The organism is Paenibacillus sp. FSL W7-1088, from assembly GCF_037969855.1.
Classification (GTDB): domain Bacteria; phylum Bacillota; class Bacilli; order Paenibacillales; family Paenibacillaceae; genus Paenibacillus.
In genome coordinates this window covers 959,910-981,525 of record NZ_CP150216.1, presented here as the reverse complement: position 1 = coordinate 981,525, position 21,616 = coordinate 959,910, and the positions used below count along the sequence as shown (strand labels likewise).

Genomic DNA, 21,616 nt, shown 5'->3' with positions numbered 1-21,616 from the left:
TGCGGTCTATTTATGATCATCTTTCTAAGCGAAGCCCACCGCCCTTAAAAGCGGCTATTGCTCAAAGAGTCGTGTTACCAGCACGGCTCTCTTTGCATTTTACGTCTAATCTGCTCTAATTATACCATACTCAAATCTTTGAAGTCACATATAAACCGTGTTAATCATCGTACATTCTCTTATATTCATGCATATATTTACGGTACCATTAACTACTTCTTTTGCTTCTTTTCCTGAGCCTTCTTCACATTTTCCTGCACCCGAAATTCCACGATCCGGCGGATCAATTCTTCTGGCAATGGTTGATCCAACGGAAACTGCACTGATCCTTTGGCTCCTTTATACCGTGAGAGTTCTTCCTTAAACGCTTCGATCCCACTGGCACCCGGGTAAAATCCGATATGCTTAGAGTACGCTGCAAAATGAACCAAGTTTCCGTGCTCTGCATATGTTGGCATCTTGTAACTGATCTTCTCCACGGCATTGGGAGCGGAATCGCGAATAATCTGTCTTAATGCTTGTAATTTGACCTGTACATCCGAAGGAAATTGCGAGATATATTCATCTACTAGCACATCAAAAGAGGTACTCTCTGACATCTTGAACTCCTTCCACCACGTCCATTCGTGGTATGAGCATTTTTCACAACGTCATGGCTCGGCCATTTCGCATCAGATAATCCTCTTTGGCTTTGTAATCAGGCATAATACTGCCCACACGGCGCCAGAACGAACGATCATGATTCATATGATGGATATGGCATAACTCATGAATGATCACGTAATCAATCACCTCTAGTGGAGCCATCGCCAAGCGGTAGTTAAACGTCAGCTTTTTATCCCAACTACAGCTTCCCCACTTGGTCGCCGATTCCACGATATCCACAGACTTCGGCTTCACCTTCAACTCCTGCTGGTAACGGCCGATACGCTCACCGATCATTCTTTTACACTCCGCAAAATAAAACTTCTTCAGATTCGCACGCAAATCCTCTTCCGAACGTCCCTCTACGTCAATTAACTCATGCAGCGCATGTTCTTTGCCAAAGAGCAGAAACTTCCCTTTGCCCTCCTCTTCATATTCTTTCGCTTGAGGACCATCCAACGCCTGCTGCATCAGAGCTGATTTCGTCAAAATAACGTCCCCATGCTGCGTAACAAGCTGCCGGATCATGTCTTCGCTGGTACCATTGGGAGCCTTGATTGTGACCATATAGGGTAAATCCATCGTAATGGAAGCTTTCTTTCGTTTTCCATATTCGATATGACAGTTAATGATGTGATTGTTTATTTCAATAGTTAGCATAACCTGCTCCACTTCTTCCGATATTTCAATTTCAATTTATTCATTCAGATTGTAACCTATTCAGTAACTCTATGCATAATGTTCAGCGACATTAGATATCTCATATTGAATTTTTATTCATTAATATGTATTATTATAAAATCATGAGATAGGAGGATAGATATGATCCCTACATCGAATTCGGAATACAAAACCATTGAGGAACTATCCCTCAACCATTGGCAGCCCTTATCCACTTTGCTTTTTGACGGATGGGTAATGCGTTTTGCAGAGGGATTTACGAAGCGCGCCAACTCCATTCAACCTCTTCACTACTCTACCCAAGATGTGCATGAAAAGATCGAGCAATGTGAGCGAATCTACGCCTCCAATCAATTAAGTACCATATTCAAAATTACGCCGTTTATCCAGCCGGATCATCTCGACCAGCTTTTGCATGAAAAGGGGTATGATGTTGTAGATCTGAGCCGGGTCCAGACTCGGAGCCTGGAAACCATTAAGGAGCCTGAGCACTCTGCTGTAAAAATGGACGAACAGTTAACCGGAGAGTGGTTGGATCACTTTTGCAGACTGAATCAGGTAAGTGATCTGCATCGGGGAACGATGAAACAAATGTTAAACAACATCCGTACGCGCACAGGTTTCATCTCGCTGTTCATCGACGGACAAGTCGTTGCTTGTGGATTCGGTGTGGTGGAACGAGGTTATATTGGATTGTATGACATCATTACGGACGCTAACTTCCGGAATCGGGGATTGGCCGAGCAGATGATCCTTCATCTGTTGCATTGGGGAAAAGAGAATGGTGCTACCTCCAGTTACCTGCAAGTCGTTGCTAATAATGCTCCCGCATTAAAACTGTATGCCAAACTTGGATTCTCCGAAATCTATTCATACTGGTATAGGGTCAAGAAAGCTTAGGCTTTTCTGTAATCACTCCACTAGCTAGCTAATGGTTTTATAATCTATAAACTTTTCAGTTCATTGAAGTCCTTACCCAGAAGCACACTCAATCTGCCGGACATCCCTTGTGCAGAAGACACGCTCACATAAAACAAGCCCCTTGACCAAGCTTGGTCACTCCAATACGTATGCTCTTTTCCATCTGCTGGGACAGTATAAGACATTTTTGCGATTCCAGCAGTAGATTCTTGGTTAATCGTGAACGTGAACGCTTTCGAACCGGTATTTTTAAAGCTCACTTTCACACATTCAAATCCCTCCGGGATATTAAACTGTTTTGTAGTCGCAGTGCCTGCGAGATCCTCATTATTAATTACTGATAATGTGGATGGGGTAGAAGTAGTGACAACAGTTTCATTATTCATTAATGCTGTTGTTATTACTGTAGTAATAATGGCGGTGGCGGCCAGAACAGCCATTGCCATTTTTATGTGTTTCATGATGTCACCTCTACCTGTTATATCTGAATTATACAGTTTAAGAAATCTCTCCTGTGAAAGAGCTGGTTCTCAGCTCTGATTGCGCTCCAATTGTTTTTCGATCCCCAGCCTGTCAATCTGAATCCAGTATTCTGCAATTCTCTCATTCTCCACTCGATATACCGCACTCGCTATTTCAATCACGGGAAGATTGGTCGGCGCATATCCATCCACTTCTCCAACATGAGTACCCACTTGTCTCCAGCGTACATATACTTTATCTCCCTGTGCAAGCAACTCCTGAATCTGCATCGAAAAATCTCCGTACGCCTCCATCATTTCCCTCACATGATCCGCATAGACGGAGGGCGTTCTTGTGACTGTCACTTCCTCTTCCGAGATTACCTGGTGAGCCAGTACCTGCTCGGCCATCAGTGTATTGGCATAATCAAGATTGCGACCCGAGCGCACTTCTTCAAAAAAGGTCCTGACAATCTGTTCTGGCGTCATCCGATCCACTCCATTTTTCGTTTTATCATGCATTGTACCAGAAGTCTCAACAATTCTCACTCTCTCGCAAAGATCATTTTAACTAACTCTAATACACGATTATCACTCTATTGTATATAGTCATAATATACCATTACATATCTTGACAATAAGTCTATATGACCATAGACTAGCAAAAGACATTAGGGAATTAATAGGAGGTCTTGCTGATAAGAGGTTTGAAAATAGTTTTTAACCAGAAATGATAATCTTCGGTGTTGAGAAATTATTTTTGAAATTAGCCTTTGCAACAACTTAGAATAACGAGAAAGTGGTGTACCATGAAACGTTTATTTTTGATTATGTTTACGCTCACCCTGTTATTGGCTGGATGCCAGAGCAATGACAAGGAGAGTAGCCCGTCCGAGAATACCCCCACAGAAATAGTAGAAGGCTCTAGCGTATTAAGTTTGAAGCAGAAGTATGGCTCCGAATCGGATAAAGCGATTATGCCGATGTATAACGTAGCTCAAGATGAAGAATTTACGTTCAAGTTTAAAGCAGATTTAGGAAAAAGTAACTGGTCACTGAGTGATATGATTTCAGTACATACCGATATTAAAGCACTTAAGGCAAGTGAAGTAGCTTTGTTATCAGATATTCATGATAATAGTATTTCTATTAAACCTCTTGGATGGGGCGTTTTAAGTTCAGATTCCATGATGAAAAGGGGGCAAAGTTCTTGGGGTGGTGCCCCAATATATTACATTCGTCTGAATTATGATCCAGATGCAGAGAAACTGACATTGCTCGAACATCCAATCATTATTCCATTTACGGTGAAATCAGAGTTACCTGTACCCAATCTAAGATACGAAATTGACAAAGATAGACGGTTCAAATTGGTCTGGGACAAGGTTGAGGGTGCAACTGAATATAAAATTTATAAACGTTCTGACCTAACCGACTTTGATACAAACAAACCTTTAACTGGCGAAGAGGATGCTTTCAGCAATAGTATACCTTTAGATATTGCGGTAACGACTGAGACTTCCTTTAATGATTTTATGAAGGACGGAAGAGGCGGGCTTGCGACTTATAATGAAATGATAACGACTCATCAGAACCATGGTATACGAGGAGAATATTACGTCACTGCAATCGGTGGGGGCAAAGAGTCCAATTTTAGCAAAGGGGTCCCTACTGCTCCACTGGCATCCCAGTTACCGACAGCTTTGAAAGAACAACTGTATATGGAGAAATTAAAGAATATAGATGTACTTCCCCAAAAAACGACAGTTGAGTACAATGATGGTTCTTTAGCCCTTGAGACGATCATCTATGATACTGCCAACGTAGAGATTTCGGAGTTCAACGAAACGAATATTCCGTTTCACATTAAAGGAACAGCTCTGAAAAGTTACGTACGAGTGGAGAATGTGACCCAAGATGACCTGGATAGACTTGCCCAGCAAACCGTGGCTGATTCCAGTAACGGACTGGTAGAACCGAAAAATGACACACCATACGTCCCTGCACCTGATGTGCCAACCATTATCAACAATCATGATGCACCTGTGACTGAGCCGGCAACGGAAACAGAAGCAGACACAGAACCGACGTTGGAAGAAACTCCATCTACGGAGTCCACAACCAATATTGGAACGTCAGAGGATAAAATTGATTCTGAATCCAACGAGGCTTCCGATGATACTTCCGATAAAGCTTCTGATGAAATTACGAGTGAATCACCTGAAACTGAAGAAGACAACTTGGTGGATGAGCAGAAATCCAATACACACCAGAATGTAGAACAAGGCAATCAGGAAACGGTTCCTGAGCCGGCTACAGGCGATGCAATGATCAATGCAGATTCTGCATTGGAAGAAGTTTTGGCTAAAAACATGGTTGCTGCCCATGACAAGATCTCATTAAAAGCTTTTCCAGAAGCCCAGAATTTCACAACGCTCTCCGATGTTGTCCTGAAAGTAATGTACCAGAATCCATTGATTCTGGGTGTGGAAGGTTTTGAATACAATTACGGTACACTTACCCTTTCAATCCATTACAATGAGTCGGTAGATGTCATCCAGAAGAAACAGAGCGAGATTATTGCCAAAGCAAACGAAGTTGTTGCTTCCATCATCAAGGATGGCATGAAGGATGATGAGAAACGGAAAGCCATCTACGATTATCTGAACGATAACGCGAAGTATGATGATGCGGCACTTGAAAATGCGGAACAGAACAACTTTAAAAATGTCGATGCACAGTTCAATGATTCGTTTACCACTTACGGTATCCTGGTCAAAGGCGTTGGCGTATGCGCCAGCTATGCTTCCGTCTACAAACTGCTCTCCGATCTGTCTGGACTGGAAAGCATCGTCGTAACGGGAGCTTCTAGCGGTGTTCCTCATGCGTGGAATAAGGTCAAAATCGGGAATGAATGGTTCCATGTGGATGCCACCAACAATCTGACCAATTCCGGTATTCCTTACTTCCTGTACAATGCAAATGATGAGACGGCTGCAAGTCAGAAAACGATAGCCGACAAGGATTACTGGCTTGACTCCGAACTCGCCCTGTTTAATGGTGAAAGTGATGCGAACGATTATTATGTACAGAACGATCTCGAAGTCGCTTCCATTAGTGAATACAAAACGAAGGCTGAGAGTGAACTGAAGAATGGAGAAAATCGGGTAATTCTCCGTTTTGCCTCACCTGTGGACTCTGATGAGCTGATGACAGCTGCAGGCGAAGCCCTCGCTGCGGTAGATGAGGCCCTGCTTAATACGGCTCAATTGGCCACGCTTGGCAGCTACGCCATTCTGGAGCCTAACCCGGATCAGAAGTAATGCAATAATCAGGAAAAATTCCATAACAACAAAGAACTCCATTCACCTTCATCGGGAATGGAGTTCTTTGCTTCTCTTGCCAATGATCACTGACCTAAGATTCATAGGCCTTTTTATCCAAAATTACGGACTAACTGTACCGCCATTGGCGTTCAGTGTCTCACCGCTCACATAGCTGGATTCCTGGCTCGCCAGGAACACAAACGCTGGTGCCATTTCAGCAGGTTGCCCTGCACGACCCAGCGGAGTATTGGAGCCGAAATCAGCAAGCTTCTCTACGGGCTGTCCACCAACGACCTGAAGCGGTGTCCATACTGGACCTGGTGCGACGACGTTTACGCGGATGCCTTTGCTGCCGACTTGCTGAGCCAGCGCTTTGCTGAAGGTGTTGATTGCTGCCTTTGTTGTCGCATAATCCAGCAGGATTGGAGATGGCTTATAGGCCTGAATAGAAGACGTGTTAATGATGGAGCTGCCTGGTTTCATGTGTTTCACCGCTGCTTTACAGAGCCAGAACATCGAATAGACATTGGTTTTGAATGTCGCATCAAATTGTTCTGTAGTCAGATCGGCGATCTGCTCAACAAACTGCTGTTTACCTGCCACGTTGGCGAGGATATCGATCCCACCGAGCTCTTTTACAGCAGATTCAATGAGTTCTTCGCAGTATTTCTCATCCTTGAGGTCGCCTGGAATCGCAACAGCCTTGCGGCCTGCTTCTTCGATCAGTTTGACCACTTCCTTCGCATCGGCTTCTTCCTCAGGAAGGTAAGCCAGGACAACATCCGCGCCTTCACGGGCAAAAGCGATGGCTGCTGCCCGACCAATACCGCTGTCTGCTCCGGTTACAACAGCTTTACGTCCGGTCAGACGCCCGCTGCCTTTATAGCTTTTTTCACCTGCATCAGGTACAGGAGTCATTTCACGCTGAAGTCCCGGCTCCTCCTGCTGCTGCTTCCAATCTGATGTAGCCTTCGGATATTGTGTCGTCGGATCTTGCATGGTGTGCTGGTCTTGATTAGCCATGTTCAATTCCTCCTCGGATTAATTTACACCCTATAAATAGAACGAAATGATTCTACACTGGCCACTACGCGGTCAGGAGCAACCTTCCGATCGCTGTTATCCCCAGATTTTTTTCTATCCCTAATTAAGGGGAAATCCGGGGATAAAGGCGAAGCATATGCTTTCGAAGCAGCTTTCTTTTAGAAAGCTTTTAGCTTCACTTCTCCAGGCTTTCTCTGCCCTCTACGTTATTGTGTAGAAAATAAGTTCAATTTAAATAGACTGTGTAAATTTAAAATTTATTTTGTATATTGTTTTCATAAAAGTTGCACTCTTTCCTTTGTAACCGAGATGGGCGGAATTTAAACTGGCTCTGATAGCAGCTCTTCTATTTTCAATCATAAAACCATCATTTACATGAGATTCAAGCAAGAATTTTGAAAAACAAAAAAATGCACTCCCTGCATGACACTGGATCTCCCGAAGGTTCTCCCATGTATTCAAGGAATGCACGTATGATATTACGATATTAACATCAACGATTTTATAACATAAGGCTAGTGATCCTCGCTTGCATCTACCCGCTGTCTTTTTCCTATGCCAAATACGAAATATCCGATCACAACGATCGCCATAAATGTAGCCCCGACAATCAGGGGTAACCGCGTATCCGGGTTAAATGCCATACCAATAATGACGAGCGTCAGATATACGATGATGATATAGTTGCTGATGGGGAACCATTTGGATTTAAAATTGTGGTCTCCCATTTCATTGCCCCAACGCTTTCTGAACCTGAACTGGCTGAAGGCCAGCGCGAACCATGGAACCATCCCCGGAAGAACACTTGCGCTATAGATGTACAGGAACAGTTTGGAGTCCGGCATCAGGTAGTTGAGTACCACACCCACCAGCAGCAAGGAAATTGTGATGATAATACTGTTGCGGGGAACCCCGCCTTTGGACAGCTTTTTGAAAAAGGCCGGTGCCTGTCCATTCTCCGCAAGCGTGTAAAGCATACGTCCTGCACTATAGATCCCACTGTTACATCCCGACATCGCCGCGGTAAGCACGACAAAGTTGATAATTCCCGCAGCAGCGACAATCCCGACTTTGGCAAACGTCAGTACAAACGGACTTCCCGTCTCTCCCACTTCATTCCAAGGGTACAATGTCACGATGACAAAGATGGCCCCAACGTAAAAAATAAGAATGCGCCACACGATGTTTTTGATCGCTTTACGCAGCGTGATCTTCGGATTTTCCGCTTCACCTGCCGTAATCCCTACCATTTCGACACCTTGATAGGCTGCCGTTACGATACACAGGGCAAAAAGGAAACCTTTGATGCCTCCAGGGAAAAATCCGCCATGGCTCACCAGATTCGATAGCCCAATGGGCTCTCCTCCGTTCCCCCAGCCGAAGAAAATTAGTCCGGTTCCAATCACGATCATGAAGACAATCGCCGTCACCTTGATCAGCGCAAACCAGAATTCAAATTCGCCATAGTACTTTACCGCTGCCAGATTCGCAGCCGCAATAATGAGCACACCAGCCAAGGCAGGCAGCCATTGTGGAATATCCGGGAACCAGTAACCTACATAAATCCCAATCGCGGTGACTTCCGCCATACCAACCGTGACCCAGAGGAACCAGTAACTCCAGGCAGTCAGGAACCCGGCGAGTGGACTGATATACTTATGAGCAAATGTGGCAAATGAACCGGTAACAGGCTCCTGAATCAACATTTCCCCCATAATGCGCATGACAAAAAAGATAATGATCCCGGCCAGCAAATAGGCCAGCAGCACTGAAGGACCTGCCCATTTGATCGTACTTGCCGATCCCATGAACAATCCGACCCCGATCGTACCTCCGAGTGCAATCAGCTCTACATGGCGGGGCTTTAGCCCTCTGGATAGTTGCTTCGATTCCAAACGATTCTCCCCTTTTCACATTCACATTAACGCAATGCAGAATTACTTCACCAAATTGTACGAGATGTGCCGCAGAAATACAACAAGGAATGTAAGGAAGCGGATACACTATATCAATCATGGACACCTATGAAGTAGGCTCCAGTAAACTTTTCCGTCCAGCAACAGCATCCTCCTGAGACAACACAGCACATTCACGAAAAGCAAAATGCTTGCAGCCTAGGCATTTCTGGTGATTTAGATGCTGTAATGCATAATTGATGGCTTCACCGGTATGCTCAAACATGTGATCCGGATGAATGCACTCCATTAAACCCGTTTTCCTCATCATCTCCAAGGGCTGTGCCTGAACGCCTGAAAACAGTATCATGCCACCATATCGCTCAAAATGCTTTACTAAACTGGCAAGGTTGGCTTCACCTGTTGTATCCATAAAAGGAACCTTCCCCATACGCAGCAGCAGAATACCTGGTCTTTGATGAATTGAATCCATCACCGATTTCTCAAACAGATCTGCCGCTCCAAAAAACAAAGGGCCTTCAATCGTATACATACTGATCTGCGGACAATCATGCCCTTCATGAACCATATGCGCCATAACCTTCTCATGCTTGTGATCGGGGTCAGGCAGCACTTTGGCAACCTTCAGCATCTCGCTCATGCGCTTCACGAATAGAAGGACCGCAAGGATCAATCCCACCTCCACAGCGGTGGTTAGACTCGTAAAAACGGTGAGCAAAAAGGTAATGAGTAGTACGAGTGAATCACTCGTTTTGGTTTTCATTACATGTATGAACGATCTCCGCTCACTCATATTCCAGGCAACCAGCATCAGCACCGGGGCCATACTGGCAAGAGGGATGTGGGACGCATATGGTGCGAAGAGAACAAGCACCAGCAACACAACAACGCCGTGAATAACGCCAGAAAATGGCGATACTGCACCGGATTTTATATTCGTTGCCGTACGCGCAATGGCCCCTGTTGCTGGAATGCCGCCGAATAGCGGTGTCACCATATTCGCGATTCCCTGCCCAATCAGCTCCCGATTGCTGTTATGACGGGTCCCGGTCATGCCATCCGCAACCACAGCAGACAACAGCGATTCGATGCCGCCCAGCATGGCGATAACAAAAGCGGGCTGCAGCAAGTTCACCACACGCGCCCATGTAATCTCCGGAATATGAAACTGGGGCAACGCTCCCGGAATAGCGCCAAATGACGATCCGATCGTAGCAACCTGCCCTTCAAAAAAGAACGCTGCAACTAGCGTCGATAGAATCAACCCGGCCAGTGATGCAGGCACCTTGGGTGCAAACTTGGGCACAAACAGAAGAACAGCCAGACAGATTCCAGCCGTCAACAAACTGTATATATTAATTGTCGAGAAGTGCATCCCGATTTCTTTCATATTGGACCAGAAATCCTCGTGCTTCTCGATGCCGCTCAGCCCCAGAAAATTCGCAATTTGCCCACTAAAAATAATCACAGCAATTCCCGCCGTAAATCCAATGGTCACGGGTCTTGGAATAAATTTGATTAACGCCCCAAGCTTGAAAACGCCCATAAGTACAAGCATTAATCCGGCCATTATTCCGGCGATCAGCAGATTTTCGTATCCATACTGCATGACAATAGCGAAAAGGATCGGAATAAATGCCCCTGTCGGCCCGCCAATCTGGAATTTGGACCCACCCAGCAAGGAAATGAGAATGCCCGCCATAATTGTCGTGTACAGACCATACTCGGGCTTGACCCCGGAAGCTATCGCAAACGCCATCCCGAGCGGGATCGCAATAATGCCAACAATCAGCCCCGATACCAGATCCTTGCGAAATGCGGCAGCATTGTATCCTGCAAATCTTCCCATCCATTTCATCTGTCCTGACCTTCTTTTCTTCATATATTTGAATATTTGAATATAATAAAAAGACTACTCCCGTCTGTGCTCCCTGTCAATCGTAATGCTCACAGCAGTGACCCTCCTAAAACGCAAAAAACAAGAAGTTACCTGAAACTTGCTTCCGGTTCCCCTTGTTTAATGTGTTTAAGTATCTTTTCGAATGTCTTCCAGCATGGAAATGGCGTCAACCAGATGATTGTCAAAAATCTGTTTGGCAACGGCCAACAGGTCTTTAATCAATGGGTCACGCAGCGAATAAGTGACTGTCGTCCCTTCTTTTGTTCCCTGGACAACGTTTTTACTGCGCAATACAGCCAGCTGCTGCGAGACGGCGGAGCCTTCTGATCCCAGAATGCTTTGCAGTTCATTGACGTTCTTCGCTCCTTCGCTCAGCAGCTCCAGAATCTGAATTCTCATCGGGTGCGCCAAGGCTTTGAAAAAATCCGCTTTAAACTGTTGTATGCTCTGATTCATACGCTATGCCCCTTCAATCAAACTTTTGAAGATGCAAATATCATAACATATAACATATTGAAAGGAAGCAGGTTTTCCGCGGCCTTCATTCACAACCGGCCATCCTCACCCTGAATTGCTTTTTTTATTCTTTCACCCCTCCAATGGTGAGTCCAGTCACAAAATATTTTTGCAAGAACGGATATAGTAAAACGATGGGCATGGCCGTCACAACCGTAATTGCTGCCCGAATCGATACGGGAGTGACCATGTTTGTTACATTTTTGTACTGGTCCACATTGACAGTTCCACCCTGTGAAGTCGCAGAGGACAGCAATTTCATCAGCTCATACTGCAAGGTGGTCAAATTCCGGTTGCCCGCTGTGTACAGCATGGAATCAAACCAGGAGTTCCACTGTCCCACGGCGATAAACAGCGCGATGGTGGCCAACACCGGTTTGGATAGCGGAAGCACGATGCGCATAAAGATTTTAAAATCGCCGGCACCGTCTATCTTCGCCGATTCGAGCAGTCCTTCTGAAAGTCCCTGAATGTAGGTGCGGACCACGATCATGTTGAAGACACCGATTAATCCAGGGATAATATATACCCAGAAGTTATTCAACAGCCCCAGTTGCTTGATCAGCATGTATCCCGGAATCAATCCGCCGCTGAAATACATCGTCACCACAAACAGCGTGGTGACCAATTTGTTAAACATGTACTCCTTGCGGCTCAACACGTAGGCCAGCATCGCGGTACAGAACAACTGCACCATCGTCCCAACTACCGTTCTAGCGACCGAAATAAATGCCGCTTGCGTGAGATGGGGATTCTGGAATACGGATACGTAGTTCTGAAGTGTCCATTCCCTTGGCCACAGATATATTCCTCCGCGGATCGTATCAAGCCCATTATTGAAGGATACGGCAATCGTGTTTAAAAAAGGATATAATGTAACAACCATAACGAACAACATAAAAAAACCGTTTGTGAATGAAAATAAATAATCGCCAAAGCTTCGTCTTCTGCTAAATCGCTTCACAGCTATACCTCCTTATCAAATCAAACGCTCTTCGCCAAGAGCCTTGGCAAGCCCGTTGGCCATAAATATGAGCACCAGGCTGACTACGCTCTTGAATATGCCTGCGGCAGTTGCAAGAGAATAGTTGCCCAGGTTAATTCCGTACTTCAATACGAAAATGTCGATGGTCTCGGACACGTCCTGCACCAATCCGTTCCCCAGCAAATATTGAATCTCGAAACCCGCGTTCAGCACGTTGCCGACATTGATAATGAGCAGGATAATAATCGTTGGTTTAATGCCTGGAAGAGTGACATTGAACATTTTGCGAAACCGGCCTGCCCCGTCAATCGAAGCCGCCTCGTACAAGCTCGGATTAATTGAAGTCATGGCAGCCAGATAAATGATGGTACCCCAGCCAATTTCTTTCCACATGCTGGACAAGCCCACAATGCCCCAGAAATATTTCGGCTCGGCGAAGAAATTAATTGGAGCGCTGATGATGTGAAGCTTCGTCAGCAGCACATTGACGATTCCCGTCTCAGTGGATAATACGTTGGCAACGATGCCTGTAACGATGATCCATGATAGAAAATGTGGAAGATAGGAAACCGTTTGCACGACACGTTTGAACAGCACCATCCGCAATTCGTTCAACAGAAGCGCCAGGCCAATCGAGCCAACAAAGCCCAGAAACAGACTGATTAAGCTCATCGCCAGCGTATTTCGGATGACACGTACAAATGTAGGGTCCGTGAACAGGGTTTTAAAATGCTCCATGCCTACCCATTCCTGCTGAAAAAAACCAAGGCCGGGTCTGTAATTCTGAAACGCCATCAACCAGCCCCATAACGGTCCATACGCAAAAATAGCGATAAACGCAATAAATGGAAATGACATCCACAATAATTGACGCTGACTTTTCATTCGTGACAGGTTATACCCGATCCAGCTTTTTCCTGATGGAAAATGGCTTGCCTTTATCCGGTGCTGCAACTCATTTTTGGCCATTCTTTTTCTCTCCTTGCTTACGAGTTTATCTATATCAACCTCGTGTGGATGAATCGGTCCATTCCAATCCAATCTCCGATTTTATCGTGTAAGAAAAGGCTACAGGATTCCCCATAGCCTTGCTGCACAGCAGATCCTTACCCCCACAGCTCCACGCGTCTGCGGACTTCCTCCGTTAATGCATCTTCATATGCTTTGATATCCGCACTCTCCTTGAGAGTGGCCTGATACTCTTCCCAGGCCTGGTCAAACTCGGCTGGTGACGTCATGATCACTTTAGGCAGCCATTTTCGTTTTACGTCGTCCATTTTCTGTCTAGCAATCGTCTCAGGTTTGTTGGGTTCAAAGTTATAGGTATAGATCGGGAACCATGGTTCGTTGTCCTCCGCAGGCTCCAGGAAATCCGTAAACTTCGTATATCCGTAAGCCTTCAACACTTTTTTGTCGATGTCATTCAGTGTGGCCAGATATTCCTCCGGTTGCTCCTTAGGGTCGAGTGCGTTTTTTCCGTCAGCAGTCATGCCTTCATGATGCGGAAAATATACCAGGGGACTTCCCGTGTTCGCCAGCACCCAGTCTGGATCTTTGGAATTGGAACGCTGCTCTTCATTCCGGGAGAATACGCCTTTTTCATCGACCTGGTAATCCACGCCTTCCTGTCCCCATGTTCTCAATACTTCCATCTCAGGGTCCAGCAAATCATTAATATACTGAAGCGCTCCCTCTACATCCTTGCAACTCGTTGTAATGGCCAAGCCGCCATTCACGTTAAGGATTGGCTTGTGCTGATAGCGCCCCTTTACATCCTCGGAAAGCGTGATGGACAATGGCACATATGTTTTGTCGTACAATTTTTGCTTCACGAGCGACGCCTCGGCGTCAAGGAACTGCCACCCCTGGTCCACCATGCCCAGCACACGTCCGGTTGAAAGTTTGGAAATATATTGATCAAAGTTTGCCGTAAAGGTCTCGTTATCGACCAAACCTTTATGGTACACTTCATTGATCTTTTTGAAATACGCCTTCGCTTCAGGAATCGTATTGTAGTTTTTGGCCGTCAGCGTTTCTTTGTCTATGATAGCTGCCCCTTCATTGGGGTAACCAGCCAGGAAGAGCGGAGGGTTTTCCAGTGCAAAATATCGCCAGTCATACGAGATAATTTCAAATCCAATCGTCGGCTGACCGTCAACTGTCGGATGAGCTGCTTTATACCGTTCAATCAAGTCAAAGTATTGATCAAGTGTTTTGATTGTCGGATAATTATCCCATTCCAGCACAGCCTTCTGAATCCAGAATGCTTCTCCGTCATGAGTTACCTTCATGGACTCGCCTTGTACATTGCCAAACTGAGGGATGAAGTAGATATGTCCATCCGTTGTGTTTTTCATTTTTTTCCAATCTTCGCCTAGATAATTTTTGATGTTCGGATATTTATCGATGTAATCCTCAAGCGGGACCAGCGCCCCTGCCGATACCAATTGCTGAGTACCATCACTTCCATCGATAAAGTCGGGATATTCGCCGCCTGCAATCAGCACGCCAATCCGTTCCTTGGCCGTTTGGCCGGTGAGCCAATCCATGGTCACGCGGACACCCGTTTTTTCTTCAATCGCTTTCAGCACCCGATTATCGTCTGGTGCAATTTTCCCCGGCACGGCAAAAAATGCGGAAAATTGCTTCAAATCCTTGCCATCCGCTGTCTTCTCACCAGACGAGGATGATCCTGGCGTACATCCGGCAAGTGCAACAACCAGTATTAAAGCCAGCAAAACGCAATGCCTGATTTTTTTTCTAACATCCTTTTTCATCATGACCCCTCCATCGATTATTTGGACAGAAGCTTTGTGGAAAGCGCTTTCCAAAGGCTATGTTAAAATTACCATGTTCCCCTGTCCCCCTCAACGGGAGAAATTATAGGCGAAATCCCAATAATTCCAGTTCAATGGCAATAAAAATCCTGCCCCTCCATCAAGGAGTGCAGGATGTAGAATCGGCAGCGTACGCTGCCTGGGCTCTTTTGCGATATTGCGCAGGCGTCTCATCCATGAGTTTCTCGAACCGGTTAATAAAGTAATCGGAATCGCGATATCCGACAGCTGTTGCAATTTCATATACCCTTTGATCGGTTCTGCGCAGCAGCCGGGCGGCTTCCTCCACACGCAATTGATTCAAATAATCATTGAAGGACAGAGCATAATGCTTTTTGAAAATCTGACCCAAATACGCACTGTTCATGTAAAATTGCTCTCCCAGCAATTTCAGGCTGATGTTCTCCCTGTAATGTTCATGAATGAATGCCTCGATTCTGGCCAATACACCCATTGCGTTCCATTTCTGCTGCTCCTTCAGCTTCTCTGCGCACAGTCGCGAGAACTCCCATAAATTTTCAATGTTAGCCTCCATAGACAGCATCGCGTAATTCATCTGGAGGAACGCTGACTGCATCAACCCGGAATCCGGGGGACCCGTCTCACCTTTTACAAGTTCCAACAGATTGTACGCCAAATAATGCAACTGAATGCGGACGATGCCCGGCTCGATTCGTTCATTGAGAAAAAATTGAAAGATCGCCTCTGCATGACTGCGAAGCTCATCCATTTGCTGTTGCTCAATCGACTTGATCAGGCCATCAAACAATTGTTTCTCTCGTTGTCCTGGCTGTTTCGTAAATATTTCAGTATTCATATGCTCGAAGTAATACATGGGGCCACTCGTGGTAAAAAAACGCAAGCTCTTCATTTTGCCGCAGGATTGGTAGGACTCATACAGTTCCTCCACCCTCTGTACTTCTTTTCCGATATAGAAGGCAACTGCCGACTCCTGACCCTGATTCAGCTCGCCATGTAATCGGCCGATATATTCCTCCAACGCGATAGCCTCCTCCTTCAGCATCAGATCCGTGAGAATGAGCAAAACCGCATTCTTTTCCCCCGTGAACGGCTTCAGCACTTGTCCCTTGAAGGGCTCGCCAACCGATGCTTCAACCCGGGAGCACCAATCCGTTTCGCATTCTGCTCTCCCTGCGGTCTCCCCTGTCGCCTCGATCAGCATGCAGCGCAGGAAGTTGGCACTCTGATAGCTGGACTGCACATTTGCAACAGATTCTTTATCGGCTGACCCAAGCAAGATGGACTGCATATGCTGAGCCAAGATGATCCGGTCCTTTTCTTGCTGGTGTCGCTTCTCTTCTGTCCGCGCATCGAATGAGATTCTGAATTCCTCAAGCACTTGAACCAGTTCCGTCTTCACGATGGGCTTGAGAATATAGTCATTCACCTGGTATTTAATCGCCTGCTTGGCATACTCGAACTCGTAGAATCCGCTTAGCAGGATCAGCTTGATCTCGCCGCCATACTGTTCGTACAAGGTTCTCGCAAGCTCCATGCCGTCCATCTCCGGCATCTTGATGTCGGCGATGACCAGGTCAGGGTGCACGGCCCGAATGCACTCCAGCGCCTGCAAACCGTTTGATGCCTGACCGCAAATCTGATATCCGCATGACTCCCAATCGATAAGTAACTGAAGTCCCTGGCGAATAAATGGCTCATCATCCACAATCAGCACGTTGATCATATCCTCGCTCCTTATCCCTGAGATGCTTGCAAAAGGGGAATATGGATGGCAACCGTTGTCCCCTTGCCCTTTTCGCTGAAGATGTCCATCTGCACGCAATCATCGAAATACATCCGCAGCCGAATATAGGCATTCATCATGCCGATGCTGCTAAGCTCGCTCATCCGATCGATGTTTGGATCACGCATCATCGCTCGAAGCAGCGCCAGCTTGTCAGGATCGATGCCGACTCCGGTGTCCCGAATGGTTATGGAGAGCTGCTCGCTTCGAATTTCGAACAAAACCTCCACGATCCCGTCACTCGACGTGCTCTCGATGCCATGGATGCAAGCATTCTCGACAAAGGTGAGCACGGTCAGCTTGGGGATCATCAGGTCTGGAATAGAAGGATCTGTGACCCTGATTGCGAATTGCAGCTTGTCACCAAAGCGATATTGCTGAATGTTCAAATAACTCTCCACGAACTTGATTTCCTCTGCAATGGTAATCAGGTCATCCCCCCAATTAATCGTCTGGCGCAGCAGCAATGCCAGCTTATGAATAATATCCGAGGTTTCAAGCTCATCCTTGATCAAGCTCCGCATACGGATCGTTTCCAGCGTATTGAACATGAAATGCGGATTCACCTGGCTTTGAAGGGCCTTCAGTTCCGCTTGCTTCCTGGAGAGTTCAAGGGCTTGCCGCTCCACCTGACCCTTAAATACAATCTCGATCAGGTTCCTGATCTTGATCACCATCATATTGTAGCTGTGGGTCAGGCTACCAATCTCGTCCTTGCCCACAGGTCCTGAAATGACCTCAAATTGCTCATGCTTCACTTGATCCAGATGCTTCGAAATCCGGTCAATCCTCGTTACCAGCGATCTGGATATCATCCAGATCAGCAGGGTCGGCATCAGCAGATTGAGGATCATCAGGACGGTCACATTGAGCCTGGAATCCATGACCTCGGACAAAAAGTCCAATTTGGCGGCGCTGACGATAATCTGCCAGTTCTCTGATACCACGGGAATCAATTCCGTGGATTGAACAGACGAAATTGGACTGTTCGCCAACAGGTGAAATGGCTGGCGCGTCTGGTTCATTTTTGAATCGTTCGAGAAAATGACCTTGTCATCCGATACCACATATACATTTCCGTTCGTTCCCTCGTTCTTGAGCGACTTGTTGATGAAGGCATAATCCAGATCGACCTTCAAAACCTTCTCCACCTGCTGCTCCCCAAAGTAATCCAGCCTCCGAATGATGCTTACTTTGCGTCCTCCCTGACTTTGTGACATCTCCGCCTGCTGCTTGTCGAAATACGAATAGATCATGATATGGTCGCTCGTATTCATCAACGCTTGGTACCACTCACTTGCTCGAACCGCATCATCCAGCTTAATGAAGTTTCCGCCATTCACAAAGGTATCGTTGCCGACATAAAACGTTACTTGATTCACCTGCTGATAACTGTAATAGTATCTGACCAGATTATTGTTGCTAAGCATGTCATAGTAAGCAAGATAATAGTCTTCGTCATCGCGGTATCCGGACTCCATAAATCGGTTCAGTGTTGCATCCGTATACAGAAAATTGGACACATACAGGCTGTTGTCGATGCTGTTCCGCAGGTTGAACCTGATCCTTTGCTGCATTTCATTGAAACGGTTGTTTTCCTTTTCCTCGATGTTGCCTTTGATGCTTTGATAAAAGACCGTATTGGTTGCCAGTACCGGAACTAGCACACAAAAAATGAACAATATGTACAGCTTCGTTTTGAGACTCCAATCATCTAAAAATTGTTTGCGCTTACAGAACTGCTTTTGGCTCATCTCTTATCATTATCTCCTCTAACAATTACATCGCATCAACGTTATTATATCGTTTTTTGAATCGGAGTTGGTACAAATGATGCCGCCTATCCGTCGTGCTCCGGAAGATCATAGCACCTGGGGTTGAACAACATCATGCATTCCTTGCCCACGTGCCAGAAAAAGTTTGGTCATGAAGGAATTGAAGCAAAAATAAACACTCGGCGCAACAATCGGCCGAGCGTTCGCTTCTCATTTACATTGGCTCCCCTGAGTAAAAACGGTCATGAGGATGCGTTAACTCATCAGTTGGTTGAATACCTTTTCCCAGCGGCTGCTGTGCCCATCCTCCATGAATAAAGGAACAAATCCCAATCGGAGATAGATTGCAATTGCAGGAAGCCTGAAGTCATCCGTCTCAAGCAGGGCCGCTTGCTTCCCCTCATCTCTCATTCGGTGCAAGGCAGCCAGTGCAATGGTATACCCAAGCCCTTTCCCGGAGTGCCCCGGCAGAGCACCCACCATATGCAGATATCCACAGTTGATATCCCTGTCCTCTTTCTCCCATGCTACAGCAGTGGCAACAGCAAGTCCCTGATAACAGAGAAACAGAATCTTCTCCGGCAAAAACGGTGGCTGAAATCCGATCTTGTCGCCGAAGGCAATCTCCCTGGCAAAAGAAATTCGGATCACATGCTCCCACTCCGTTACATCACCGGATTGAAACGATCTCAAGCTGTAACCTTCCGGTATGTTCAGCTGCGGCAGATCTGCCAAATTATCCTTTTTCATGACCAGCTTGGAGCGTTCATCCCTCATCCTGTAAAGCCTGCCTTTACTCTAAAGTCTGGAAATGGAACCGTGTTCCCGCCCTGCTTCACGGATTGCATCGAGAGGAAAAAGACCGCGCTCCAGGTCACGGCATCATACACATCAACCAGCGGGCTGCGGTTTTCCTGAATCGCCGAGATGAATTCCTCCAGCACCAGAAAATCACCCCCGCCATGCTTCGTTCCCGCCGCTAAGTGCCCCCACTGCTTCCATTTGGGATGATCATATTCGGGCTGATAACAGGACATTTTCTCCCATACATCCGAGCCATCCTCTCCGTTTACCGGAGAGCGGTTCTGCAGCCATACGAGATCTTCCTCATAGGGATGACGCGCGGACAAGTAAGCTCCCTTGGTTCCCTGCAGCATATAATGAGTTTTATTATGCGGCCGGACGGAGACCCAGTCGATACGCAGCGTAATCAGAACGCCATTCTCGGTCACCAGCGCGGCGACGGCTGAATCCCCTTGACTCCAGTAGCCTTCACGGGCAGCCGGATGATCCTTGCCAAACTGCTCGCTGAAATAATTCTGCAGCGCCCTCGGTTTGGAGACTTGCGCCGAGATGCTTTTAAGCCGATCTCCTCCCGGTTGATTCAGCCCGATCCACTGCGCGGCTGGCCCAATCGAATGCGTCGGATAGTTGACGCCGTTATAATTCTGGTGGAGCTGTCCTCGCCACGTAAGTGAGCCGTCCGGATGATGAATCAGATGGCGTAAATCATGAATATAGCCACCCTCAACATGGGTAATCTCCCCGAATAAACCTTGCTGCGCCATATAATTAACCGTAAGATTGGACCTGGAGAAGCAATAGTTTTCTGACATCATATATTTCAAACCTGTGCGCTCCACCGTCTCGACCAATTCCCAGGCTTCCTCAAGCGACTGCACAGCAATCACCTCACTTAACACATGTTTGCCTGCGTTCAGTGCATCAATGGAATGTCGAGCATGCATATGCATGGGGCTAATTACAAAGACGGCATCAATGGAAGCGTCCTGCAGCATTTCCGAATAGTCGCTATACGTCCTGATCCCCGGGAAAATCCCTTTCCACTGCTCCAGAACCAGTTCATTCAAATCACAAGTAGCCGTCAGATCAATTCGGTCAGCCAGAGAATGCAAGGCATTCAGAAAGCTTGCCCCCCGGTTACCTCCCACTATAGCCAGCCTTACTCGCTTGCGGGTCATCGCGTCATCCCTTTCTTCGGAGAGGATAGTGACACAATCAGTTCTGTGGAATGACCATCGCCTTTGGCATCTGGATGCGGTTCATAATCATACATGCCTTTGACAAAAATGTTCGCCAGCTCCTGATACGGTGTCCCCTGCAGCAAAATAGTATTGATGCTCAACTGCTGCTCCTGAAGGTTTATGAGCAGCACCGCTGGGATATCCGGTACAGCCGCCAATTGTACAAAATGCCAATGATCACGTTGGAAGACAGACTGAACATGGTTATGTCCGTTAAAGAAAATGCCCGGTCCCTGATGTTCATTCAGTATCGACCAGATATCGAGTGCAGCATCAAGAGACATCATCGGCTCCGTGGATCTGGCCGTTGTAGCGTATACCGGATGATGGGCGAACACGAGCAGCGGCTTCTGTCCGTACCTGTTCATCTGTCCCCGCAGCCAGTTCAGCTGCTCTTCATCGATCATACCGCCCCAATGGTCGGGATTCTCACGCGCAGTGTCCAGTACCAGCAGCACCGCCTCCTCTTCTTCAATCGCCAGATAGCGATGTTGCCCCGTCATTGCCTGAAGATCGCCCTTGGAACAGGTATGCGTGTCATGATTACCCAGCGCATATAAAAATTCACCTTGCAATAGCTCACTTTTAACCTTACTCATAATAAAATCGAACTCCGAGGGTTCACCGGCATGTGTCAAGTCACCAATAGACAGATGGTAGTCAGCGGAGAATGCCAAAAACTCCGACAGATAACCGGTATAGAAAGCCTCCCTGGCCTCAATCATCGGATCATCCGCCTCTATCAGCTCGCTAGAATAGTGCAAATCGCCCATTACAATCAGTCTCATTATCATAATCT

The 21,616-nt window shown here is 46.6% G+C and carries 18 protein-coding genes; 2 read left to right on the top strand and 16 right to left on the bottom strand.

The features are described from left to right. Positions 1-212 precede the first annotated feature (212 nt). The gene (locus MKY42_RS04485) at positions 213-599 is read right to left on the bottom strand and encodes a DUF1801 domain-containing protein (protein ID WP_090904794.1); all 387 of its coding nucleotides are present in this window, start codon (positions 597-599) and stop codon (positions 213-215) included. Positions 600-642: 43 nt separating this feature from the next. Next, positions 643-1,305: a SprT family zinc-dependent metalloprotease gene (locus tag MKY42_RS04480; protein WP_339848950.1), complete on the bottom strand. Its 663-nt coding sequence runs from the start codon at positions 1,303-1,305 to the stop codon at positions 643-645. Between the two features lie 162 nt (positions 1,306-1,467). On the opposite strand from MKY42_RS04480, the gene MKY42_RS04475 reads away from it, so the two are divergent. Next, positions 1,468-2,226, top strand: a complete 759-nt coding sequence (locus MKY42_RS04475; protein ID WP_339848948.1) for a GNAT family N-acetyltransferase — start codon at positions 1,468-1,470, stop codon at positions 2,224-2,226. Between the two features lie 44 nt (positions 2,227-2,270). Here the strand turns inward: MKY42_RS04475 and MKY42_RS04470 are convergent, their stop codons facing one another. Both MKY42_RS04470 and MKY42_RS04465 read right to left on the bottom strand, forming a co-directional pair. Beyond that, a complete protein-coding gene (locus MKY42_RS04470) occupies positions 2,271-2,708 on the bottom strand; it encodes a phospholipase domain-containing protein (protein WP_090904797.1) in 438 nt (145 codons plus the stop codon). A gap of 69 nt (positions 2,709-2,777) precedes the next feature. Next, on the bottom strand, positions 2,778-3,197 hold the full coding sequence (locus MKY42_RS04465) for an ester cyclase (protein WP_090904798.1): 420 nt from the start codon (positions 3,195-3,197) through the stop codon (positions 2,778-2,780). Between the two features lie 320 nt (positions 3,198-3,517). On the opposite strand from MKY42_RS04465, the gene MKY42_RS04460 reads away from it, so the two are divergent. Further along, a complete protein-coding gene (locus MKY42_RS04460) occupies positions 3,518-6,031 on the top strand; it encodes a transglutaminase domain-containing protein (RefSeq protein WP_339848943.1) in 2,514 nt (837 codons plus the stop codon). A 123-nt stretch (positions 6,032-6,154) separates the two neighbouring features. Here MKY42_RS04460 and MKY42_RS04455 read toward each other — a convergent pair whose 3' ends face one another. The 12 genes from MKY42_RS04455 to MKY42_RS04400 form a co-directional block, all read right to left on the bottom strand. Further along, positions 6,155-7,057 (bottom strand): SDR family oxidoreductase, encoded by a 903-nt coding sequence (locus tag MKY42_RS04455; RefSeq protein ID WP_024631293.1) that lies wholly within the window; start codon positions 7,055-7,057, stop codon positions 6,155-6,157. Between the two features lie 536 nt (positions 7,058-7,593). Further along, positions 7,594-8,973: an amino acid permease gene (locus MKY42_RS04450; RefSeq protein ID WP_179261565.1), complete on the bottom strand. Its 1,380-nt coding sequence runs from the start codon at positions 8,971-8,973 to the stop codon at positions 7,594-7,596. 127 nt (positions 8,974-9,100) lie between these two features. Continuing rightward, on the bottom strand, positions 9,101-10,852 hold the full coding sequence (gene sulP, locus MKY42_RS04445) for a sulfate permease (RefSeq protein ID WP_339852710.1): 1,752 nt from the start codon (positions 10,850-10,852) through the stop codon (positions 9,101-9,103). Positions 10,853-11,020: 168 nt separating this feature from the next. After that, complete coding sequence (locus MKY42_RS04440; protein ID WP_179261567.1) at positions 11,021-11,350, bottom strand: metalloregulator ArsR/SmtB family transcription factor; 330 nt, start codon at positions 11,348-11,350, stop codon at positions 11,021-11,023. Between the two features lie 124 nt (positions 11,351-11,474). Further along, the gene (locus tag MKY42_RS04435) at positions 11,475-12,374 is read right to left on the bottom strand and encodes a carbohydrate ABC transporter permease (protein WP_339848929.1); all 900 of its coding nucleotides are present in this window, start codon (positions 12,372-12,374) and stop codon (positions 11,475-11,477) included. Between the two features lie 15 nt (positions 12,375-12,389). Next, positions 12,390-13,364, bottom strand: coding sequence for an ABC transporter permease subunit (locus MKY42_RS04430; protein ID WP_218152291.1), 975 nt, complete (start codon positions 13,362-13,364; stop codon positions 12,390-12,392). Positions 13,365-13,501: 137 nt separating this feature from the next. Then, entirely contained in the window at positions 13,502-15,175 is a 1,674-nt protein-coding gene (locus tag MKY42_RS04425; RefSeq protein WP_257031574.1) for an extracellular solute-binding protein, read from the bottom strand. 157 nt (positions 15,176-15,332) lie between these two features. Next, positions 15,333-16,937, bottom strand: coding sequence for a response regulator (locus MKY42_RS04420; protein WP_090904806.1), 1,605 nt, complete (start codon positions 16,935-16,937; stop codon positions 15,333-15,335). Positions 16,938-16,948: 11 nt separating this feature from the next. After that, the gene (locus tag MKY42_RS04415; protein ID WP_339848921.1) at positions 16,949-18,751 is read right to left on the bottom strand and encodes a sensor histidine kinase; all 1,803 of its coding nucleotides are present in this window, start codon (positions 18,749-18,751) and stop codon (positions 16,949-16,951) included. 276 nt (positions 18,752-19,027) lie between these two features. Next, positions 19,028-19,549 (bottom strand): GNAT family N-acetyltransferase, encoded by a 522-nt coding sequence (locus MKY42_RS04410; protein ID WP_339848918.1) that lies wholly within the window; start codon positions 19,547-19,549, stop codon positions 19,028-19,030. Then, the gene (locus MKY42_RS04405) at positions 19,546-20,754 is read right to left on the bottom strand and encodes a Gfo/Idh/MocA family oxidoreductase (RefSeq protein ID WP_090904809.1); all 1,209 of its coding nucleotides are present in this window, start codon (positions 20,752-20,754) and stop codon (positions 19,546-19,548) included. Before MKY42_RS04405 ends, MKY42_RS04410 begins: the two co-directional genes overlap by 4 nt. Next, complete coding sequence (locus MKY42_RS04400) at positions 20,751-21,605, bottom strand: metallophosphoesterase (RefSeq protein ID WP_339848915.1); 855 nt, start codon at positions 21,603-21,605, stop codon at positions 20,751-20,753. Before MKY42_RS04400 ends, MKY42_RS04405 begins: the two co-directional genes overlap by 4 nt. Positions 21,606-21,616: the final 11 nt, after the last annotated feature.

What these genes read in the sequence shown, in the direction of transcription:
- MKY42_RS04455 (WP_024631293.1), bottom strand. Translation starts at nt 7,057, where the DNA reads ATGGCTAATCAAGACCAGCACACCATGCAAGATCCGACGACACAATAT.
- MKY42_RS04475 (WP_339848948.1), top strand. Translation starts at nt 1,468, where the DNA reads ATGATCCCTACATCGAATTCGGAATACAAAACCATTGAGGAACTATCC.
- sulP (WP_339852710.1), bottom strand. Translation starts at nt 10,852, where the DNA reads ATGAAATGGATGGGAAGATTTGCAGGATACAATGCTGCCGCATTTCGC.
- MKY42_RS04470 (WP_090904797.1), bottom strand. Translation starts at nt 2,708, where the DNA reads ATGAAACACATAAAAATGGCAATGGCTGTTCTGGCCGCCACCGCCATT.
- MKY42_RS04465 (WP_090904798.1), bottom strand. Translation starts at nt 3,197, where the DNA reads ATGACGCCAGAACAGATTGTCAGGACCTTTTTTGAAGAAGTGCGCTCG.
- MKY42_RS04405 (WP_090904809.1), bottom strand. Translation starts at nt 20,754, where the DNA reads ATGACCCGCAAGCGAGTAAGGCTGGCTATAGTGGGAGGTAACCGGGGG.
- MKY42_RS04485 (WP_090904794.1), bottom strand. Translation starts at nt 599, where the DNA reads ATGTCAGAGAGTACCTCTTTTGATGTGCTAGTAGATGAATATATCTCG.
- MKY42_RS04410 (WP_339848918.1), bottom strand. Translation starts at nt 19,549, where the DNA reads ATGAGGGATGAACGCTCCAAGCTGGTCATGAAAAAGGATAATTTGGCA.
- MKY42_RS04415 (WP_339848921.1), bottom strand. Translation starts at nt 18,751, where the DNA reads ATGAGCCAAAAGCAGTTCTGTAAGCGCAAACAATTTTTAGATGATTGG.
- MKY42_RS04440 (WP_179261567.1), bottom strand. Translation starts at nt 11,350, where the DNA reads ATGAATCAGAGCATACAACAGTTTAAAGCGGATTTTTTCAAAGCCTTG.
- MKY42_RS04400 (WP_339848915.1), bottom strand. Translation starts at nt 21,605, where the DNA reads ATGAGACTGATTGTAATGGGCGATTTGCACTATTCTAGCGAGCTGATA.
- MKY42_RS04430 (WP_218152291.1), bottom strand. Translation starts at nt 13,364, where the DNA reads ATGGCCAAAAATGAGTTGCAGCACCGGATAAAGGCAAGCCATTTTCCA.
- MKY42_RS04425 (WP_257031574.1), bottom strand. Translation starts at nt 15,175, where the DNA reads ATGATGAAAAAGGATGTTAGAAAAAAAATCAGGCATTGCGTTTTGCTG.
- MKY42_RS04420 (WP_090904806.1), bottom strand. Translation starts at nt 16,937, where the DNA reads ATGATCAACGTGCTGATTGTGGATGATGAGCCATTTATTCGCCAGGGA.
- MKY42_RS04460 (WP_339848943.1), top strand. Translation starts at nt 3,518, where the DNA reads ATGAAACGTTTATTTTTGATTATGTTTACGCTCACCCTGTTATTGGCT.
- MKY42_RS04480 (WP_339848950.1), bottom strand. Translation starts at nt 1,305, where the DNA reads ATGCTAACTATTGAAATAAACAATCACATCATTAACTGTCATATCGAA.